20 protein-coding genes are annotated in these 19,076 nt (G+C 56.7%); 16 read left to right on the top strand and 4 right to left on the bottom strand.

Annotated features, from left to right (window positions below; translation table 11 throughout):
- Nucleotides 1–235: 235 nt before the first annotated feature.
- Nucleotides 236–550 (bottom strand): hypothetical protein, encoded by a 315-nt coding sequence (locus C230_RS0113515; RefSeq protein ID WP_018132582.1) that lies wholly within the window; start codon nt 548–550, stop codon nt 236–238.
- Nucleotides 551–666: 116 nt separating this feature from the next.
- Nucleotides 667–2,205, bottom strand: coding sequence for a YifB family Mg chelatase-like AAA ATPase (locus C230_RS0113510; protein WP_018132581.1), 1,539 nt, complete (start codon nt 2,203–2,205; stop codon nt 667–669).
- Nucleotides 2,206–2,369: 164 nt separating this feature from the next.
- On the opposite strand from C230_RS0113510, the gene C230_RS0113505 reads away from it, so the two are divergent.
- Nucleotides 2,370–2,588 carry a hypothetical protein gene (locus C230_RS0113505; protein ID WP_018132580.1) on the top strand — a complete coding sequence of 73 codons (219 nt, stop codon included), beginning with the start codon at nt 2,370–2,372 and terminating at the stop codon, nt 2,586–2,588.
- Here C230_RS0113505 and C230_RS0113500 read toward each other — a convergent pair.
- Both C230_RS0113500 and C230_RS0113495 read right to left on the bottom strand, forming a co-directional pair.
- Nucleotides 2,575–2,985, bottom strand: coding sequence for a hypothetical protein (locus C230_RS0113500; RefSeq protein ID WP_018132579.1), 411 nt, complete (start codon nt 2,983–2,985; stop codon nt 2,575–2,577). The two genes, C230_RS0113505 and C230_RS0113500, sit on opposite strands and share 14 nt — an antisense overlap.
- Before the next feature lie 163 nt (nt 2,986–3,148).
- Complete coding sequence (locus C230_RS0113495; RefSeq protein ID WP_018132578.1) at nt 3,149–3,646, bottom strand: nitroreductase family protein; 498 nt, start codon at nt 3,644–3,646, stop codon at nt 3,149–3,151.
- A gap of 125 nt (nt 3,647–3,771) precedes the next feature.
- Here C230_RS0113495 and C230_RS22635 point away from each other — a divergent pair, with 125 nt between their 5' ends.
- The 15 genes from C230_RS22635 (at nt 3,772) to C230_RS0113415 (ending at nt 19,061) form a co-directional block, all read left to right on the top strand.
- Nucleotides 3,772–3,930 (top strand): hypothetical protein, encoded by a 159-nt coding sequence (locus C230_RS22635; RefSeq protein ID WP_018132577.1) that lies wholly within the window; start codon nt 3,772–3,774, stop codon nt 3,928–3,930.
- 165 nt (nt 3,931–4,095) lie between these two features.
- Nucleotides 4,096–5,253, top strand: coding sequence for an ADP-forming succinate--CoA ligase subunit beta (gene sucC, locus C230_RS0113485; RefSeq protein ID WP_018132576.1), 1,158 nt, complete (start codon nt 4,096–4,098; stop codon nt 5,251–5,253).
- A 22-nt stretch (nt 5,254–5,275) separates the two neighbouring features.
- Nucleotides 5,276–6,208: a succinate--CoA ligase subunit alpha gene (gene sucD, locus C230_RS0113480; protein WP_018132575.1), complete on the top strand. Its 933-nt coding sequence runs from the start codon at nt 5,276–5,278 to the stop codon at nt 6,206–6,208.
- Nucleotides 6,209–6,416: 208 nt separating this feature from the next.
- Nucleotides 6,417–7,511: a DNA-processing protein DprA gene (dprA, locus tag C230_RS0113475; protein WP_018132574.1), complete on the top strand. Its 1,095-nt coding sequence runs from the start codon at nt 6,417–6,419 to the stop codon at nt 7,509–7,511.
- A gap of 170 nt (nt 7,512–7,681) precedes the next feature.
- Entirely contained in the window at nt 7,682–9,802 is a 2,121-nt protein-coding gene (gene topA, locus C230_RS0113470) for a type I DNA topoisomerase (protein WP_018132573.1), read from the top strand.
- 103 nt (nt 9,803–9,905) lie between these two features.
- Complete coding sequence (gene trmFO, locus C230_RS0113465; protein ID WP_018132572.1) at nt 9,906–11,234, top strand: FADH(2)-oxidizing methylenetetrahydrofolate--tRNA-(uracil(54)-C(5))-methyltransferase TrmFO; 1,329 nt, start codon at nt 9,906–9,908, stop codon at nt 11,232–11,234.
- Between the two features lie 104 nt (nt 11,235–11,338).
- Nucleotides 11,339–12,244, top strand: a complete 906-nt coding sequence (gene xerC, locus C230_RS0113460; RefSeq protein ID WP_018132571.1) for a tyrosine recombinase XerC — start codon at nt 11,339–11,341, stop codon at nt 12,242–12,244.
- Between the two features lie 64 nt (nt 12,245–12,308).
- A complete protein-coding gene (gene hslV / locus C230_RS0113455; protein WP_018132570.1) occupies nt 12,309–12,851 on the top strand; it encodes an ATP-dependent protease subunit HslV in 543 nt (180 codons plus the stop codon).
- Between the two features lie 15 nt (nt 12,852–12,866).
- Nucleotides 12,867–14,246: an ATP-dependent protease ATPase subunit HslU gene (hslU, locus tag C230_RS0113450; protein ID WP_018132569.1), complete on the top strand. Its 1,380-nt coding sequence runs from the start codon at nt 12,867–12,869 to the stop codon at nt 14,244–14,246.
- Between the two features lie 260 nt (nt 14,247–14,506).
- The gene (flgB, locus tag C230_RS0113440) at nt 14,507–14,920 is read left to right on the top strand and encodes a flagellar basal body rod protein FlgB (protein WP_018132567.1); all 414 of its coding nucleotides are present in this window, start codon (nt 14,507–14,509) and stop codon (nt 14,918–14,920) included.
- Between the two features lie 2 nt (nt 14,921–14,922).
- Nucleotides 14,923–15,387 carry a flagellar basal body rod protein FlgC gene (gene flgC, locus C230_RS0113435; protein ID WP_018132566.1) on the top strand — a complete coding sequence of 155 codons (465 nt, stop codon included), beginning with the start codon at nt 14,923–14,925 and terminating at the stop codon, nt 15,385–15,387.
- Nucleotides 15,388–15,399: 12 nt separating this feature from the next.
- Nucleotides 15,400–15,690, top strand: coding sequence for a flagellar hook-basal body complex protein FliE (gene fliE, locus C230_RS0113430; RefSeq protein ID WP_018132565.1), 291 nt, complete (start codon nt 15,400–15,402; stop codon nt 15,688–15,690).
- Nucleotides 15,691–15,730: 40 nt separating this feature from the next.
- The gene (gene fliF, locus C230_RS0113425; RefSeq protein ID WP_018132564.1) at nt 15,731–17,245 is read left to right on the top strand and encodes a flagellar basal-body MS-ring/collar protein FliF; all 1,515 of its coding nucleotides are present in this window, start codon (nt 15,731–15,733) and stop codon (nt 17,243–17,245) included.
- 12 nt (nt 17,246–17,257) lie between these two features.
- Nucleotides 17,258–18,274, top strand: a complete 1,017-nt coding sequence (gene fliG / locus C230_RS0113420; protein WP_018132563.1) for a flagellar motor switch protein FliG — start codon at nt 17,258–17,260, stop codon at nt 18,272–18,274.
- Nucleotides 18,267–19,061 carry a FliH/SctL family protein gene (locus C230_RS0113415; RefSeq protein WP_018132562.1) on the top strand — a complete coding sequence of 265 codons (795 nt, stop codon included), beginning with the start codon at nt 18,267–18,269 and terminating at the stop codon, nt 19,059–19,061. Before fliG ends, C230_RS0113415 begins: the two co-directional genes overlap by 8 nt.
- The last annotated feature ends 15 nt before the right edge of the window (nt 19,062–19,076 follow it).

The following is a 19,076-nucleotide window of genomic DNA, read 5'->3' as shown; positions in this document are numbered from 1 at the left end:
CAAGACGGGAAAGTGGTTCAATTTGGCACGCCGCGTGAAATTTTCGCTTCCGGTTCGTTGGCGGAAGTGTTTCATGTACAGATCACCGTGCTGGAGGTTCCAGGACTGTCGGTGCCGCAGATTGCGGTGACGCCAAAACCTTTTCCCGCTGCTGAAAAAGCCCTTGACGCTTGACGGAAACACGGCAAATCCGGTGTTTTTCCGGGAGGCGCCAGGGGCTTTTGTCTCTTGCACCTTACTTCGGCTTTCGATTGGGTACTTGCTGCAGCGTCCAGGTGGTGACATCCCTCTGTTTTTCCGCGAGGACGGAGAACAATTCTTGGACCAGGGGCTGAAAGCCGTTTTTTTCCAGCAGTTTGCACGCCTCAAACAGCAGTAACGGTTCACTGTCCGTGATGTCGATTTCCACGACCGGCAACTCGTCGCCGTATACCGCATGGTACAAGTCAGGCACACCGACTCCAAGCTGAATGCTGTCCAGATACATGTCCAGCCAGGCTAACGCTCTGAGGGTTTCGGCAAGATTGAATGCAGGTTGTTGCTTCGCCAATGGGAACGCCTCCTTCCATGCTTTCCTTAGTATTCGTCGGACAGGAGGGTCTGTCCTGCCGCATGTGCTGCAAACGTTTTTAGAAGGATATGCGATTTGCGAAAAAATAGCACGTCTTATTTCCGGAATTTTCGATCAAGACTCCGGTATTGGATCGCTTCCGCGATGTGGTCGCCTTGGATTGTGTCCGCTCCTGCCAAATCGGCGATCGTTCGTGCCACCTTTAAAATGCGGTCATGCGCGCGGGCGGACAGGGACAATTTTTCAAACGCTTGCCGCAACAGGCGGGACGCTTCTTCCGTCAACGGGCAAAAGCGGCGGATTTCGGCCGCCGTCATGCCGGCGTTGGTCGGCATCGTCCGGTTTGGCAAGCGCTGTCGCTGAATTTCCCGCGCCCGTTTCACCCGTTCGAGCACCTGGGCGGACGTTTCCGGCGGCTGTTCCTGATGCATTTCCGAAAACGGGATGCGCGGCACTTCCACATGCAGATCGATCCGGTCCAAGAGCGGTCCGGAAATGCGGTTTCGGTAGCGCTGGACAAGCCCGTGGCTGCAGGTGCAGCGCCCTTCGCCAGCATCGTCTGTCTGGCCGTAATAACCGCAAGGACAGGGATTCATGGCCGCCACAAGCAAAAATCGGGAGGGATACGTAAGGGTGGCGTTGGCCCGGGCGATCGTAACCTGGCCGTCCTCCAGCGGCTGCCGCAACACTTCCAGGGAAGATTTACTGAACTCCGGCAGCTCGTCCAAAAACAGGATGCCGCCATGGGCAAGCGAGACTTCACCCGGCTTCGGGATGGAACCGCCGCCGATCAGTCCGGCGCTGGAGATGGAATGGTGAGGCGTGCGGAATGGCCGTTGCTGCAGCAGGCAAGCGGCCTCTTTCAAGACGCCGGCCGCGCTGTGAATCATCGTCGCTTCCAGTGCTTCCTGGTGCAGCAGGGGAGGCAGGATGGAAGGAAGGCGGCGGGCGAGCATCGTTTTGCCGGATCCGGGCGGACCCAGGAGTAGCAGGTTGTGGTTGCCGGCGGCGGCTACCTCCAATGCCCGCTTCACATGCATTTGTCCCCGCACATCCGCCAGGTCCTCAACCGGGCGGAGTTCGTGCGAAGGAGCGTTGGAAAGCGGCAAATCGACCGGCGGTTGGCCGTCCCGAAAATAAGCGACTGCATCCTGCAGGTGGCGGACCGGGATCACCCGCATCCCTTCCACCAGGTTGGCTTCCTGCGCGTTTCCGGCCGGTACGATCGCTTCCTGAATACCGGCATTGCGGGCGGCTGCCACCATCGGCAACACGCCATGCACCGGGCGGACGGAACCATCAAGCGACAATTCGCCGATAACCGCGGGCGGCCGCAGCCGTTCCCGGGGAAGCGATCCGCTTGCCGCCAGGATGCCAACCGCCAGGCAAAGATCAAAACCGGGACCGTCCTTGCGCAAGTCGGCCGGCGCCAGATTGGCGGTGATCCGCCCCAAAGGGAACTCAAAACCGGAATTGCGCAGCGCGGCTCGCACCCGCTCCTTCGCTTCCCGCACGGACGAACTGGGCAGGCCAACCAGATCGAAACACGGCAAGCCATTACTAATGTCTACTTCCACCATTACCGGCTCTCCCTGAATGCCAAGCAGGGCGATTCCATTGACAGATGCGTACATTCTATGGTACTCCTTTCTGAAGATCTTCCGCGAAAGTGACGAGAAGCGGGGATCCGGAATAAGCTCCGCGACTTGATCGTCATAAAGCGGTGAGGCCGAGGGCACAATGCAATCGCAGGCAGATTTTTCATCGCCGCGAAAAAACGGGAAAGGAATGAACAAGCTTGATCCAGGTATCACTCGGCAGGGAACATGTGGCTGAATGGCCGGAAAAGGCGTTTGCAAAATGGGGATTTGCAAGGAAGGAAGGCAACCACCTGGTGGCTGCCATGAGTGAAGAAACGTTCGAACAGTTTTTGAAGGAAAACAATCTGATCGTCTACAAACATCATATCAAACAATACGAGGATGGAAAAATCCTCGGTGATTTTACTGTCGTGTGACATTGGACAGCTCGCGGAACATTCGCAGCCGCTCGACCAGTTCCTGATACCAGTCCTGGTCGTCGATCTGTTTGGCAAAATTCATCAGGTCCAGCGTCATGTCGATCTGCTCCTGCACCACCCGCTGACCTGTCGCCACCCGGATGTCTTCCGGATACTTGTCAAGGATCTGCAGGATCCTTTCGTCGCCGATCGCATCCGGCAAACTGGCGGAACGGATTCCGTCTGTCGCGCAGTGATGGGCGTATATCTGGTAATCCAACTCGATCTCGGGTGCGATCACGCTGTGATGGCAGGTCGGGCAGAACAGAATCGGGACATCTTGCATCAGCACCGAACCTTCGGTGAAGACGTTTTGCAGCCGGGCAACCATCGTCAGTCCGCAGCAGTGATCCATCTGCATTCCCCCCCTGCTCTCTTTTTGCCATTATAACATATCCTGTACCGCCATTACAGCCGGATGGTGCAGGTTCGACGGTCGCACGCGCTACTGCGGCGACACGCAAACGGTTGGGTGACAACCGGTTGGTGCAAATTGAACGGCTGCCACAACCTGATGGTTATGACAGTTCCCTGATTTTTTGGCCGATCGCCGTGCGCGGTTTCGCTTCCGGCACTTCCGCCGGGTAGCCGACCGGAATCAGGCCGACCACTTCATAACCGGGTTCGATCTGCAGCACTTCCCGCGCATGCTTGGACAACCCGAGCGACGACCAGCCGGTGCCGATCCCTTTTTCCCAGGCGGCCAGCATAAAATTCTGGATAAAGCAAGCGGTGGCCGCATAGTATTCATCTCGGTCGACCTGTGTGTTGGCCGGTTTAGAAAGGATCGCCAGGACGACGGGAGCGCCGCCGAAATTCGTTTTATGGTTGAGCAACGCGCGGGTGGCAGGGCCGACCACAAGGATTTCCCAAGGTTCGGTCAGCCGGTGGTTTGGCGCGTAACTGGCTGCTTCCAGCAGTTCTTCGAGCAATTCGCGCGGGATCGGGTCCGGTTTGAACGATTTGATGTTTCGTCTGCCGCGAACTGCGGAGATGACTGTGTTCGTCTGATTCACGCAAACAACCTCCTGCTTTTTCCACGATTCGGTTATAATCACTATACACAAGATTTGCGGTCGGGGGAAGAACCGGCCGCTTGTATCCCATACTATAACCATTCCACGGGAAAGGATGATGCACAATGGCCGAATATCGTCTGCGGTGCACCGTGTGCGGCGCCATGACCGAAGCGAAAGGGACGGATGTGGAAGAATTGCATGCGGCCAAAGACAAACATGTTTACATTTGCCAGGTGTGCCAGGCGAAAATCAAGCACGAAAGCGACCAGAAATACAAATAACCGGCTATTTCACGGTAGCGGCCGGTTGTATGCGCTTACACTTTTTATTTTTTTCTAAGCTCAATGGTATGTGTGATTGCGGATTCTGTGTTATAGTATTGAATGGTTGAACATGTCCCGATATGTTCAATTTTTCACTTCATACTTGGTAGGAGGCAGCGGGAGATGAATATCCATGAGTATCAAGGCAAAGCGGTCCTCAAGCAATATGGGGTGACCGTGCCGCAGGGCGAAGTCGCTTTCACCGTTGAGGAAGCGGTTCGCATCGCGGAGAAACTCGGCGGCAAAGCGGTTGTCAAAGCGCAGATTCACGCCGGTGGCCGCGGCAAGGCGGGCGGTGTGAAAGTCGCAAAGAATCTGGATGAAGTTCGTACATATGCAGAGCAAATCCTCGGTATGACGCTGGTGACCCACCAGACCGGTCCCGAAGGGAAAGTGGTCAAGCGGCTCCTGATCGAAGAGCTGTCTGATATCAAAAAAGAGTATTACGTGGGACTCGTAGTCGACCGCTCGACCGGCCGCGTGGTGATGATGGCTTCGGAAGAGGGAGGCACCGAAATCGAGGAAGTGGCGGCCAAGACGCCGGAGAAAATTTATAAAGAAGTGATCGATCCGGCCGTCGGCCTGCGCCCGTTTCAAGCCCGGAAGCTGGCGTTTGCCATCAACATTCCGCGCGAACTGGTGAACCAGGCGGTTGCATTCATGATGGGCCTGTATCAGGCGTTTGTTGACAAGGATTGCTCGATCGCGGAGATCAACCCGCTGGTGGTGACGGGTGACGGGAAAGTGATCGCGCTGGATGCAAAATTGAATTTTGACTCGAACGCGTTGTTCCGCCACAAAGACATTCTGGAACTGCGCGATCTGGACGAAGAAGATCCGAAGGAAATCGAAGCGTCCAAATACGACCTGTCCTACATTGCGCTCGACGGCAACATCGGCTGCATGGTGAACGGTGCGGGTCTTGCGATGGCGACGATGGACACGATCAAATATTATGGCGGCGAGCCGGCCAACTTCCTCGATGTGGGCGGCGGGGCTACGACCGAGAAAGTGACGGCCGCGTTCAAGATCATTTTGTCCGACCCGAACGTGAAAGGCATTCTGGTCAATATTTTCGGCGGAATCATGAAGTGCGACGTGATTGCCGACGGCGTGATTGCGGCGGCGAAAGAAATCGGGCTCGACAAGCCGCTGGTCGTCCGCCTGGAAGGCACCAACGTCGAACTGGGCAAGCAGAAGCTGAACGAATCGGGCTTGAACATCGTGGCGGCTGACTCTCTCGCCGACGCTGCCGAGAAGATCGTTGGCCTGGTGAAATAATTCGGGTGCGGAGGGAAACATAATGAGTATTTTGGTGAATCAGGAAACAAAGGTGATTACACAGGGAATTACCGGCGCCACCGGTTTATTCCACACGAAGCAGGCGATTGAGTACGGGACCAAAATGGTGGGGGGCGTCACGCCGGGAAAAGGCGGCACCAACGTCGACATCACGCTCGAAAACGGTGAAGTCGTATCGATCCCTGTTTTCGATACGGTTGCCGAAGCGAAAGAGGAGACCGGCGCGAATGCGTCTGTCATCTACGTGCCGCCTGCATTTGCCGCTGATGCGATCATGGAAGCGGTCGACGCCGACCTCGATCTGGTGATCTGCATCACGGAAGGGATTCCGGTACTCGACATGGTGAAAGTGAAGCGCTATATGGAAGGCAAGCGGACCCGCCTGATCGGCCCAAACTGCCCAGGTGTCATCACCCCCGGCGAATGCAAAATCGGGATCATGCCGGGCTACATCCATACGCCGGGCCGCGTCGGAGTCGTTTCCCGTTCCGGCACCCTCACATACGAAGCGGCTTTCCAACTGAGCAACCGCGGCATCGGCCAGTCCACGGTGGTCGGGATTGGCGGGGACCCGGTGAAGGGAACCGAATTTATCGACGTGCTGAAAATGTTTAACGAGGACCCGGACACGGACGCTGTGATCATGATCGGTGAGATCGGCGGAACGGCGGAAGAGGAAGCGGCCGAGTGGATCAAGGCGAACATGCAGAAGCCGGTGGTCGGCTTTATCGCCGGCGTTACCGCGCCTCCGGGAAAACGGATGGGCCATGCGGGCGCTATCATCTCGGGCGGCAAGGGAACGGCTGCCGAAAAGATCGCGAAAATGAAGGAATGCGGCATCCGGGTGGCGCCAACACCGTCGGAAATGGGCTCCACGCTGGTCGAACTGCTGAAAGAACGGGGCATGCTCGAACAGGTCATCTCGAAGAAGTAACAGCGAGAAGGGGGAGTCTGCCACAGTCTCCCCATGAATTTTTCCCATTAAAGTGACGTGAAGCTTCGCAGCAAATTCCGAGTACTTTAATGGGGACCCGAGAAAAAGATTACCCACGAAAGTGACGTGAAGCCTAGAAGCGAATTCCGATTACTTTCGTGGGTTCCTGAAAAGCTTACCCATCACCCCTCAGCGAAGGAGGAAGCAGATGCGCACCGAAAGCGAATATGTCCAGTGGCTGATGAGCGTTCCCGGAGTCGGCTATTTGCGCTGCCGCAGGCTGCTCGAACGGTTCGGCAGCGCGGAAGCGGTGTGGGACGCTGCGGAGCCCGAGTTGCTGCAGGTTGCCTCGATCACGCCGAATATCGCGCGGGAAATCTGCCGCTCGAAGCGAACTTACTCCTTTCGGGAACAGGCCGATTTTCTCAGCCGGTCCGGCATTCGCGTGATCCACCAGACTGACCCCGAATATCCCCCAGTATTGTTGCAAATTCCCGATCCACCCCATATTCTTTTCGTAAAAGGCGAATTTTCTCCGACCGACCAACGGTCGATCGCTGTCGTAGGCGCCCGCAATGCCACCAATTACGGGCTCTTGGTGACCAATAAATTGTGTACTGAATTGGCGGCAGGCGGAGTTACGATCATTTCCGGTCTGGCAATCGGAATCGACGCAACGGCGCATGCAGCGGCGCTGCAAGCAGGCGGACGCACAATCGCCGTGCTCGCATGCGGCCTGCTGCGGGTGTACCCGCCGCAAAACCGGTTGCTTGCTGAGCGGATCAGCAGGCAAGGGGTGCTGCTCTCCGAATTTTCACCGTTCACGCATGCGCATCCGGGGATGTTTCCGATTCGCAACCGGCTCATAGCGGGGCTTGCCCGCGGTGTGCTGGTGGTCGAAGCAGCGCGGAAAAGCGGTTCTCTGATCACAGCGGATCAGGCTTTGGAGCAGGGGCGGGACGTGTTTGCCGTACCGGGACCGATCACGTCGCCGCTGAGTCAAGGGACGAATGATTTGATTCGGCAAGGAGCAAAAATGATAACGGGCGTCGAAGAGATCTGGGAGGAATATCCTGACTGGTGCGCGAATCAATATCCGGTAAAGTCAACCGGGTCTGTCCGGATGACCGCCGAAGAGCGGATTTTGCTTGATACGATCGGCTATGGAGCGGTGCATGTGGAGCATTTGCTGCGGGCGTGCCGGCTGCCGAAAGGGGAAGTGCATCGCCTGCTGCTGGAATTGGAGCTGAAAGGGCTGATCAGGCAGATGCCCGGGCAAATGTATATGCGGTGCACCGTTTGACAATAAATGTTTTTGCAGTTTAGTATAAGAGACATGACAAGGGACGGAAATATTATACATACACGATTCTCAAAATAGGGTCCAAGCAGCCGATCCACCCAAAACAGCACACCTTGTGCCAAGCTGCTGGTATTTCCGGCGGCAAGCGACGACGAAAGGAGGAGACAGACTTGGCAGACTACCTTGTCATCGTGGAGTCTCCCGCCAAAGCGAAGACGATCGGGAAATATCTTGGTAAAAAATATATTGTCAAAGCGTCGATGGGGCATGTCCGCGATTTGCCGAAAAGCCAGCTCGGCGTCGATATCAAGCATGATTTTTCGCCCAAATACATCACCATTCGCGGCAAGGGCGACGTATTGAAAGAACTTCGCGAGCATAGCAAGAAAGTGAAAGCGGTTTATCTGGCTGCCGACCCGGACCGCGAAGGGGAAGCGATCGCCTGGCATCTGGCGAACGTTTTGGAAATTGATCCGTCCGAGGCATGCCGCGTGGTGTTCAACGAAATCACCAAAGATGCGGTGCGGGAATCGTTCAAGCATCCCCGCCGAATCAACATGGACCTGGTGAACGCCCAACAGGCCCGCCGCATCCTCGACCGGCTGGTGGGGTACCAGATTTCGCCGCTGCTTTGGAAAAAAGTAAAAAAAGGTTTATCCGCCGGGCGGGTGCAATCGGTGGCGGTCCGCCTGATTGTCGACCGGGAGCATGAGATCCGCAATTTCAAGCCGGAAGAGTATTGGACCGTAACGGCTCTGTTCGAGGCGGAAAAGCAAAAATTTGAAGCCAAGTTTTACGGCTATCGCAAAGGAAACCAAATCGAAAAAACGGAACTGCCGAACGAGCAAGCGGTCAACCAGCTGCTTGACCACGTCCGCAGTGCCGACTACCGGATTGTCGAAGTCAAGAAGAGCGAGCGCAAGCGCAACCCGGCTCCCCCGTTTATCACCAGCACATTGCAGCAAGAGGCTGCCCGCAAGCTGAATTTTCGCGCCGGAAAAACGATGTCAATCGCCCAACAGTTGTACGAAGGGATCGATATCGGGTCGGAAGGCACGGTCGGGCTGATCACCTATATGCGGACCGATTCGACCCGCATTTCGCCGACTGCTCAAGCGGAAGCGAAAGAGTTCATCCTGCGCGAGTACGGAGCGGAATATTATCCGAACCAGGCGCGTCAGTACACGACGAAAGAAGGGGCGCAGGACGCCCACGAAGCGATCCGTCCAACGTTTGTCAACCTGCATCCGGATAAGCTGAAAGACTATCTGACGCGCGACCAGTTGCGGTTGTACCGGCTGATCTGGGAGCGGTTCGTCGCCTCGCAGATGGCGCCGGCCGTGCTCGACACGATGACGGTCGATATCCAGGCCAACGATGCCGTGTTCCGGGCCACCGGTTCGAAAATCAAGTTTCCCGGGTTCATGACCTTATACATCGAAGGGAACGATGAAGGCAAGGATGAGGACGAAAAGTTTCTGCCGCCGCTTGAGGAAGGACAGACGTTGCGGCAGCCCAAGCTGGATCCGAAACAGCACTTCACCCAGCCGCCGCCCCGGTATACGGAGGCCCGTCTGGTGAAGACGATGGAGGAACTGGGCATCGGCCGTCCCAGCACTTATGCTCCGACGTTGGAGACGATCCAAAAAAGGGGGTACGTGCTGCTGGAAGACAAGCGCTTTGTACCGACCGAACTGGGCGAGATTGTGGTCGATCTGTTAAAGGAATTTTTTCCGCAGATCATCGATGTCGAATTCACCGCCAATCTGGAAGAGAGTCTGGACGGCGTGGAGGAAGGGCAAGTCGACTGGGTCAAGATGCTCGACCGGTTCTATGAAGAATTCGAGAAAGATTTGAAAGTGGCCGAGGAAGAAATGAAGCATGTGACGCTGCAGGAGGAAGTGTCTGACGTTGCCTGCGAGAAATGCGGCCGCATGATGGTTTATAAACACGGGCGGTTCGGCAAATTTTTGGCTTGCCCAGGATTCCCGGAATGCCGCAACGCCAAGCCGATTTTGAAAGAGATCGGGGTCGCCTGCCCGAAATGCGAGGGCGGCCAGCTGGTCGAACGGCGAGGCAAAAAGCGGCGCGTGTTCTACGGATGCACCAACTATCCGGACTGCGATTTTGTCCTGTGGGACCGCCCGGTGGGCAAATCCTGCCCGGAATGCGGGCAACTGCTTGTCAGCAAACGTAGCGGGAAAGGGGAAGGGATGGAAGTGTGGGTTTGTTCCAATGCGGAATGCGCCCACAAGGAAGCGCCTTCCTTGCCTGTCGAACAGGAAATTTGAACATCGTCTACGAACGGCTAGGGCTTTCGCGAAAGACCCGGCCTTCTCTTTTGTGTCTGGTGGTGTGGATCCATGCGAGAAATCGAAAGGAGGCTGAGACGGGATGGCAGAGACTGTGACTGTGATCGGGGCGGGTCTTGCCGGATCGGAAGCGGCTTGGCAGATTGCGAAGCAGGGGGTTCCCGTCCGGTTGTATGAGATGCGGCCGAAGGTGAAAACGGCTGCCCACATCTCGGAAAATTTTGCGGAACTGGTATGTTCCAATTCGCTGCGGGGGGCCAGCCTGACGAATGCTGTCGGTCTTTTGAAGGAAGAGATGCGGCGGTTGGATTCGGTGATTCTGGCCGCGGCCGACAAAACGGCGGTGCCGGCGGGGGGAGCGCTGGCAGTTGACCGGGAACTGTTTTCGCAGGAAGTGACGGAGCGGGTGTCCGGACATCCGCTGATCGAAGTGGTGCGGGAAGAAATCGCGAAAGTGCCGGACGACGGGATCGTGGTCGTGGCGACCGGACCCCTGACATCGCAATCGCTGTCCCGATCAATCGCCGAACTGACAGGCGAGCAATACCTCTATTTTTACGATGCGGCGGCACCGATCGTACATAAGGAATCGATCGATTTTGACAAGGTGTATGTGGCGTCCCGCTATGGCAAAGGGGAAGCGGCTTACATCAACTGCCCGATGACAGAAGAAGAGTTTGACCGTTTTTACGAGGCGCTGATCATGGCGGAAACGGCTCCACTGAAGGAATTTGAAAAAGAAATTTACTTTGAGGGCTGCATGCCGATCGAGGTGATGGCGAAACGGGGCCGCCAGACGATGCTGTTCGGACCGTTGAAACCGGTCGGATTGCCCGACCCGCGGACGGGAAAAATCCCGTTTGCCGTTGTGCAGCTCCGCCAGGACAACGCGGCTGCCACACTGTATAACATCGTCGGTTTCCAGACCCATTTGAAGTGGGGGGAACAGGCACGCGTGTTCCGGATGATACCGGGACTGGAAAATGCGGAGTTCGCCCGCTTCGGCGTGATGCACCGCAACACGTACATCAATTCGCCACGGGTTTTGCGGCAAACATACCAGTTCAAAAACCGGGACACGCTGTTTTTTGCCGGACAGATCACCGGTGTGGAGGGGTATGTGGAGTCGGCGGCGGCCGGGCTGATCGCGGGCATCAACGCGGGGCGGCTGGCGCGCGGTCTGAAGCCGCTAGTATTTCCGCGGGATACGGCGATTGGCTCGCTGGCCTACTATATTACGCATGCGGCGCCTGACAATTTTCAGCCGATGAATGCGACGTTCGGGCTGTTGCCTCCCCTGCCGGGTCAAATTCGGGACAAGCGCATCAAGAACGAGAAAATTTCGGAACGGGCCCTGCAGTCGCTGGCCGATTTTATCAGCCGGTGGCTGACGCAGTCAGCAGGAGTGTGAGGGGACTGTCGGGGCCGCGGCGCTTGGTTGCCCGCCCGCATCCGCTGTGCTACGATGGAACTGGCAGCGGTAAGCTGTTGGGAATCGTTTGAGAAGGTGAGCCGATGACCGTTCAGCAAGCGACCGATCTTTTTCTGGAATATCTGCGCGTTGAAAAAAACGCTTCGCCGCACACGATCGACGCGTACCAAAGCGATTTGGAACAATTTTGCGCCTATTTGGCGGAGGAAGGGATTGAAACGTTCGGGAGTGTGACACATGTCACGATCCGGACGTTTTTGTCGCGTTTGTACAGGGCGAAAGCGGCCCGCAAAACGCTGGCCCGCAAAGTTTCCTGCCTGCGCTCCCTGTATCAATTCCTGACGCGGGAAGGGATCGTCGACCGCAATCCGGCAAAAGCGGTGTCGACGCCCAAACTGGAAAAGCGGACCCCCCATTTTCTCTACATTGAGGAAGCCAAGCGGCTGGTGGAAGCCCCGCCGCTCGACGAACCGCTGGGAATACGGGACCGGGCGCTGCTCGAACTGTTGTACGCCACCGGCATTCGCGTGAGCGAATGCGTGGCGCTGGCGCCGGAGGATGTCGATTTGGGCGTCGGAATGGCGCGCGTGATGGGAAAAGGGGCGAAGGAGCGAATCGTGCTGCTCGGGGAAAAAGCACAGGAGGCGCTGCGCTTGTACCTGGAACACGGCCGGCCGAAGCTGCTGCAAGCAGCCGATGACGGGGCGGGCGAGGCGGCGCTTTTTTTGAATTATCGGGGGTCGCGGCTGTCGGTGCGATCGGTCCGGCGGATTGTGGACAAGTACATCCGGCAGGTGGCCGGTGAGCTGTCAGTCTCGCCGCACGATTTGCGGCATACGTTTGCGACGCACATGCTGGACGGCGGAGCGGATCTGCGGGTGGTGCAGGAATTGCTGGGGCATGTCAGCCTGTCCAGTACGCAGATTTACACGCATACGACTAAAGAAAAGCTGCTGCGCGTATATATGAATGCACACCCTCGCGCGTGAGCGGAAGGAAGCTTGGAACCGGTTCCATCGTGCCACTTGCGGGACTTTAACTGGAGGGATTCAAATGGCAAACGGGTTTCATGCGACGACGATTTTTGCGATCCGGCGGGATGGCAAGTCGGCGATGGCAGGCGACGGACAGGTGACGTTCGGCAACAGCATGGTCATGAAAAGCGGGGCGAAAAAAGTACGGCGCCTGTATCGCGGTCAGGTGGTGGCCGGATTTGCCGGATCGGTTGCCGACGCGTTTACTTTATATGAAAAGTTTGAGGCGAAGCTGGAGGAGTATCACGGCAACCTGCAGCGGGCGGCCGTGGAACTGGCGAAGGAATGGCGTTCCGACAAGATCCTGCACAAGCTGGAAGCGATGCTGATCGTCATGAACAAAGATCATTTGCTGCTGATTTCCGGCAACGGGGAAGTGATTGAACCGGACGACGGCATCCTGGCGATCGGTTCCGGCGGCTCGTTTGCGCTGGCGGCAGGCCGGGCACTGGCCCGGCATTCGAATCTGTCGGCGCGGGAAATCGCGGAACAGGCGCTGCGGATCGCGGCGGAGATTTGCGTCTACACCAACTCGAACATCGTAGTGGAAGAGATCCAATAAAAGGGGGTTGTTGGATTGAGCCGAAATCTCACTCCGAAGCAAATCGTGGCGGAACTGGACCGCTACATCGTCGGCCAGAAGGAAGCGAAAAAAGCAGTCGCCGTGGCGCTGCGCAACCGGTACCGGCGCAGCCTGCTGCCGGAAGAACTGCGGGAAGAGGTGACGCCGAAAAATATCCTGATGATCGGCCCCACCGGCGTCGGCAAGACGGAGATTGCCCGCCGGCTGGCCAAATTGGTGGGGGCTCCGTTTGTCAAGGTGGAAGCGACCAAGTTCACGGAAGTCGGGTATGTCGGTCGCGACGTGGAAGCGATGGTGCGCGATCTGGTGGAGACGGCGATCCGCATCGTGAAGGAAGAAAAAATGGCCGGTGTGGAAGACCGCGCCCGCCAACTGGCGGAAGAGCGGCTGGTGCAGATTCTGGTTCCCGATCCGGCCAAAGAAAAGCAGTTCAAAAATCCGTTTGAGGTGTTGTTTCAAGGAGGGCAGCAGCAGGATGCCCACGACCTTCCCGAACATGTGAGGATGCGCCGCAAGGATATGCGGGAGGCTTTGCAGCGCGGCGACCTGGAAGAAACGATCGTCGAGATCGATGTGGAAGATGCGGCGCCTGTCATGTTCGATCTATTCGGCGGCGGGAACAACGAAATGGGCATCAACATGCAGGAGATGCTCGGCAATCTTCTGCCGAAACGCCGCAAGAAACGGAAGCTGCCGGTGAAAGATGCGCGCAAGATTTTGATTCAGGAAGAAGCGCAAAAGCTGATCGACATGGATGAGGTAACGCAGGAAGCGGTCAACCGGGCCGAACAGTCGGGCATTATTTTTATCGACGAAATCGACAAAATCGCCGGCAAGGACCAGCGTGGGCCGGACGTATCGCGGGAAGGCGTGCAGCGCGACATCCTGCCGATCGTCGAAGGTTCGACGGTGATGACCAAATATGGGCCGGTCAAGACTGACCATATTTTGTTTATCGGGGCGGGAGCGTTCCATATCTCGAAACCATCCGATCTGATTCCCGAACTGCAGGGGCGGTTCCCGATCCGGGTGGAACTGCAAAGCCTGACGGCGGAAGATTTCCGGCAGATTCTGACGGAGCCGCAAAACGCGCTGATCAAGCAATACACCGCTCTCCTGCAGACGGAAGGCATCGAGGTCGAATTTACCGGCGAGGCGATTCAGAAAATCGCCGAGCTGGCGACGGTGGTCAACCAGCAGACGGAAAACATCGGGGCGCGGCGGTTGCACACGCTGCTGGAAAAACTGCTGGAGGACTTGTCGTTCGAGGCGTCCGATATCGGGCAGCAAAAGATCGTGATCACTCCGGCGTATGTGGAAGAAAAACTGGCTGGAATTGTAAAAAATAGGGATTTAAGTCAATATATTCTGTAAAAATTTGATTACCGGTCCGTCCAAAACACCCTGAAAGTCCTATTTTCAGGGTGTTTTTCTGTTTCCAGGAAGTCGAAATATGACGAAAGACCCATTCCAAACCAAGCGAAAAGACCCATGCAAAAAAGGAGGATTTTCCACTATAGTGTTTTTGAAAACCAAAAAACAATGGGTTTCCTTGTTGCAACTTGTCGATTGATGCAGGATTATGTTCATTCCTGACGAAATACTAGAAAAACTTGGATTGGAGGGGTTGTCCTGTGAATCCAATCAGCACCAAGACGCTGGACATCCTGGAACGATCGCTTGATGCGGCAAGCCTGCGGCAAAAGGTGTTGGCAAACAACATTGCGAACGTGGATACTCCGAATTTTAAACGCAGCGACGTCTCGTTCGAGGCCACCCTGCAAGCGTATCTTGATGACGATCCTCCCGTTTTACAGGGGAACCTGACCCATCCTCGCCACTTGCCGATCGGGGTGCAGCCATTCAATCAAATCCAGCCGGAAATCGTTGTGGAGGATTCGACCGCGGTCAACAACAACGGAAACAATGTGGACATCGATTCGGAAATGACGCAGCTTGCGGTCAACCAGATCAAATACAACGCGCTCATCCAGCAGTTGAACGGACAGTTTGCCAAATTGCGGACCGTGATTCAAGGAGGCAGGTAAACATGGGGTTGTTTGACGGAATCAACATCAGCGCTTCCGGTTTGACCGCCCAGCGCTTGCGGATGGATGTGATCGCGAACAATATCGCCAACGCGCAATCGACCCGCTCGGCGGACAACCCGAATCTTCCGTATCAGCGGCAAAGGGTGATTTTTGCGCCGATCGCGGCGGAAGGTGCTTTCGCCTCGATCCTGCAGGGCAAGCTGCAAGCTCCGGGGCAAGGGGTGCGCGTGGCCGCGGTGGAAAAAGACAACGAAACGCCTTTCAAGCTGGTGTATGACCCGAGTCATCCGGACGCGATCAAAGATCCGAATGATCCGAACTACGGATTTGTCAGGCTGCCGAACGTCGATGTTACGGCGGAAATGGTCGACATGATCGATGCCTCGCGAGCATATGAGGCGAACGTGACGGCGGTCAACGCGGCCAAGGGCATGGCGCTGAAAGCGCTGGAGATTGGAAAATAGGAGGCGTGAGCGGTGATTAATCCGATAACCAATGCAATTTCCGCGGTGGCTGTCAAACCGGCTGACGCGCAGCCCGCGACCGGCCCGTCTTTTGCTTCCGTATTGCAAAATGCGCTGGATCAGGTGGCCGGTCTGGAAGTGGAGTCGGCCAAGCTCAGCCAGCAGCTGGCGGCTGGCCAGGGGCCCGACCTGCACACGGTGATGATCGCAAGTGAGAAAGCGACTCTGGCGATCCAGTTGACCACTCAGGTTCGCAACAAAGTGGTGGAAGCATACCAGGAGATTATGCGCATGCAAATGTGATGTTTGGGTGTGTGACGTTTAGTGGGTATGAGGTGACATCGTGAACCAACGAATTCGTGAATGGATGGAACGTGCATCTGGGTACTGGAAACAGTTGCAGCCTCACCAGCGCCGGAATCTCCTCATCGCAGGTGTTTTCTTTGTTGCGACTGTCGGATTGCTCAGTTGGTTTGCGTTTCGCCCCAATTACGTGGCGGTCTACTCCAATCTGGAACCCGGTGCGGCGGGCGAAATCGTCGCCAAGCTGGACGAAATGAAGGTTCCCAACAAGATTCAGGGTACTTCCGTGCTGGTGCCGGAAGAATACGCCGACAAGGCGCGCGTCCAGCTCGCGATGAACAACCTCCCGAAGTCGGGGTATATCGATTTTGGTATCTTTAACGACAAGAGCATCGTCGGCATGACGGAACACGAATTTGACGTCAAGTATTTGACTGCCTTGCAGGGCAGCATCGCCAACACGATCCGGACGATCCACGGGGTGGAGGATGCAAAAGTACATATTGTCCTGCCGGAACAAAAGCTGTTTGTGGAGAAGAATCTCCAGGATGCGAAAGCGTCCGTTTTGCTGAAACTGGCTCCCGGCGTCAAACTGTCGCAGGAGCAGGTGCAGGGCATTCAACAGTTGGTGGCTGGATCGGTCAAGGGGTTAAAACCGGAGAACATCACGATAATCGACCAAAACGGAGTGCGTCTGCTGGAAGACAGCCAGACGGACGCTTCATCCGGGGCCACCGCCAGTAAGGAATTGGAAGTCCGCAAGCTGATCCAGCAAGATTATGAGAAACGGATTCGCGGCGCCCTGGAAAAAATGTTCGGTTACGGTAACGTCGAGGTGATCGTCAATCCGGAAGTCTCGTTTGACAAGGTGCAAAGGACAGAGGAAAGATACGACAGTCCTGTTGCAGGCAGTGACCGGGGACTCGTCCGTTCCGAGCAAAAGTCGAGCGAATCGTATGAGAATGCGAGTCCGGGAGGCGGTGTTCCGGGAAACAATTCGAACAACCCGAACACGCAGACCAAATCGGCGGCTGGTGGTTCCAGCAACGGCGAGAAGAAAAACCAGACGACCAATTACGAACTGAACAAATCGATCACCCAGACGATCGGACAGCCGTTTACGGTCAAGCGCCTGTCGGTCTCGGTGCTGGTCAATGGGCAGCTGACCAACCAGCAGAAACAGGACATCACCAATCTGGTGGCGACAGTTGTCAGAACCGGCAACGACGACGGCACAAATAATGCGGCTGTTACGGTTATGGGAACCAATTTCCAGGCGCCGCCTAATCCGTTCCAAAAACAATGGTACGAAAATCCGTGGCTGATCGGCGGTATCGCGGCGGGGCTGTTGCTGCTCGGCGGCGGCGCGTGGATGATTGCCCGCAGGCGCAGCGACAGCGGTCCGGAGGAATTGAAACCGGTGTCGGTGGCCGCCCTGACCGAGCTGCAGGAGGAGACTTCCGAGCAAAAGGTCAAAAAACAACTGGAAAAAATGGCCCAACAGAAGCCGGAGGAGTTTGTCAATCTGCTGCGGACCTGGCTGGCAGAGGAGTAGGAGTGAAAGGCAATGGGGCGTACTGCGCAGCATAAGTTGACCGGCCGCCAAAAAGCAGCCGTTCTGCTCGTCTCCCTCGGGCCTGAAGTGTCGGCAAAGGTGTTCAAACATCTGCGGGATGACGAGATTGAACAATTGACGCTGGAGATCGCGAACATACGCAAAATTGAACACGCGGAAAAAGCGGCGGTGCTCGAGGAGTTTCACCAGATCTGCCTGGCGAAAGAGTATATCTCAACGGGCGGCATCGACTACGCAAAAGAGGTCCTGGAAAAAGCACTCGGCAGCCAGAAAGCGCTGGAGATCATCCACCGGCTGACCGCTTCCCTGCAAGTCCGCCCGTTTGAGTTCGCCCGCAAGGCGGACCCGAACCAGATCCTGAACTTTATCCAGAACGAGCATCCGCAAACGATCGCTTTGGTGCTCGCCTATCTGGAGCCTGCCCAGGCGGGGATGATTTTGTCCTCCCTGCCGCAGGAAATGCAGGCGGATGTGGCGAGGCGCATCGCACTGATGGATAGTACGTCGCCGGAGGTGGTGAACGATGTGGAGCGGGTGCTGGAGGCCAAGCTGTCGCAGATGGCGGTGCACGATTTTTCCTCCGGCGGCGGGATCGATGCGATCGTCCAGGTGTTGAACGGCGTCGACCGTGCGACCGAAAAGACGATCCTGGAAGCGCTCGAGCTGCAGGATCCCGAGCTGGCGGACGAAATCAAAAAGAGGATGTTTGTGTTCGAAGATATCGTGCTGCTGGACAACCGCTCGATCCAACGGGTCATCCGCGATGTCGAAACGAGCGACTTGCAGTTGGCGCTCAAAGCGGCCAGCGAAGAGGTGCGGGAAGTCATCTTCCGTAACATGTCGAAGCGGATGGCGGAGACGTTCAAACAGGACATGGAATTCATGGGGCCTGTCCGGCTGCGTGATGTGGAAGAAGCCCAGCAGCGGATAGTCGGCATCATCAGAAGGCTGGAAGAGAGCGGAGAGATCGTGATCGCTCGCGGAGGAGGGGACGATATCATTGTCTAAGATCGTGAAATCACCCTACGCAACGGTAACCGGCCAACGAACGATCCATACGATCCCGGTCGTGCGGGTGGTCAATCCCGCTTCCGTCCGCACCCAGTCAGTGGATGGGCGCTGCCTGGAAAATGGGCCGTCGTCGGAAGCGGTCATCGAACAAGCGCGGCTGGAGGCGGACCGGATTCTGGAAACGGCGCGCCGGGAAGCGGCGGCGGTTGTCGAGGAAGCCAACCGGCAGGCGGAAACGGTTTTGCAAAGTGCCCAACAAAAGGCGAAGAGAATGGTGGAGGAGGCGCGCGAGGCGGGCTATGAAAGCGGCTTTGCCGATGGTAGGGCGGCTGGCGAGGCGGCGTACCGGGACAAGATTGAACAGGTGCTGGCGATGATGCGGCAATTGGAAGCAGACCAAAAAGCGTATGCATGGCAATCGGAGCGGCAACTGATCGAACTGGCCTGTGCGGTCGCAAAGAAAATCATTCAGAAAGAGCTGGAAACGGATCCCGCCTGGGTGGAGCGAACGCTGAAAAGCGCCCTGGCGGAACTGGTCGACCGTTCCCGCGTGGAAGTGCACGCGAATCCGGAAGACATTCCGTTTTTGCTGACGGTCAGGGACGACTTGGCCGTCGGGTATCCGCCGCCGGTCGAACTGCAGTTTGTTTCCGACCTGTCGGTGGAAAAAGGCGGCTGCATCCTGCGGACGCGGCATGGGTCGGTCGATGCGCGGATCGACACGCAGCTGAACGAGGTGAAACGAGCCCTGCTGGAAGCGGCGGCGGCTCACCTACGTGAATAGCTTCCCGCTCGGCAC

This window comes from Effusibacillus pohliae DSM 22757 (genome assembly GCF_000376225.1).
Lineage (GTDB): Bacteria > Bacillota > Bacilli > Tumebacillales > Effusibacillaceae > Effusibacillus > Effusibacillus pohliae.
Note: the sequence above shows the minus strand (reverse complement) of the source record. Positions and strands in the feature narration are given on the sequence as shown.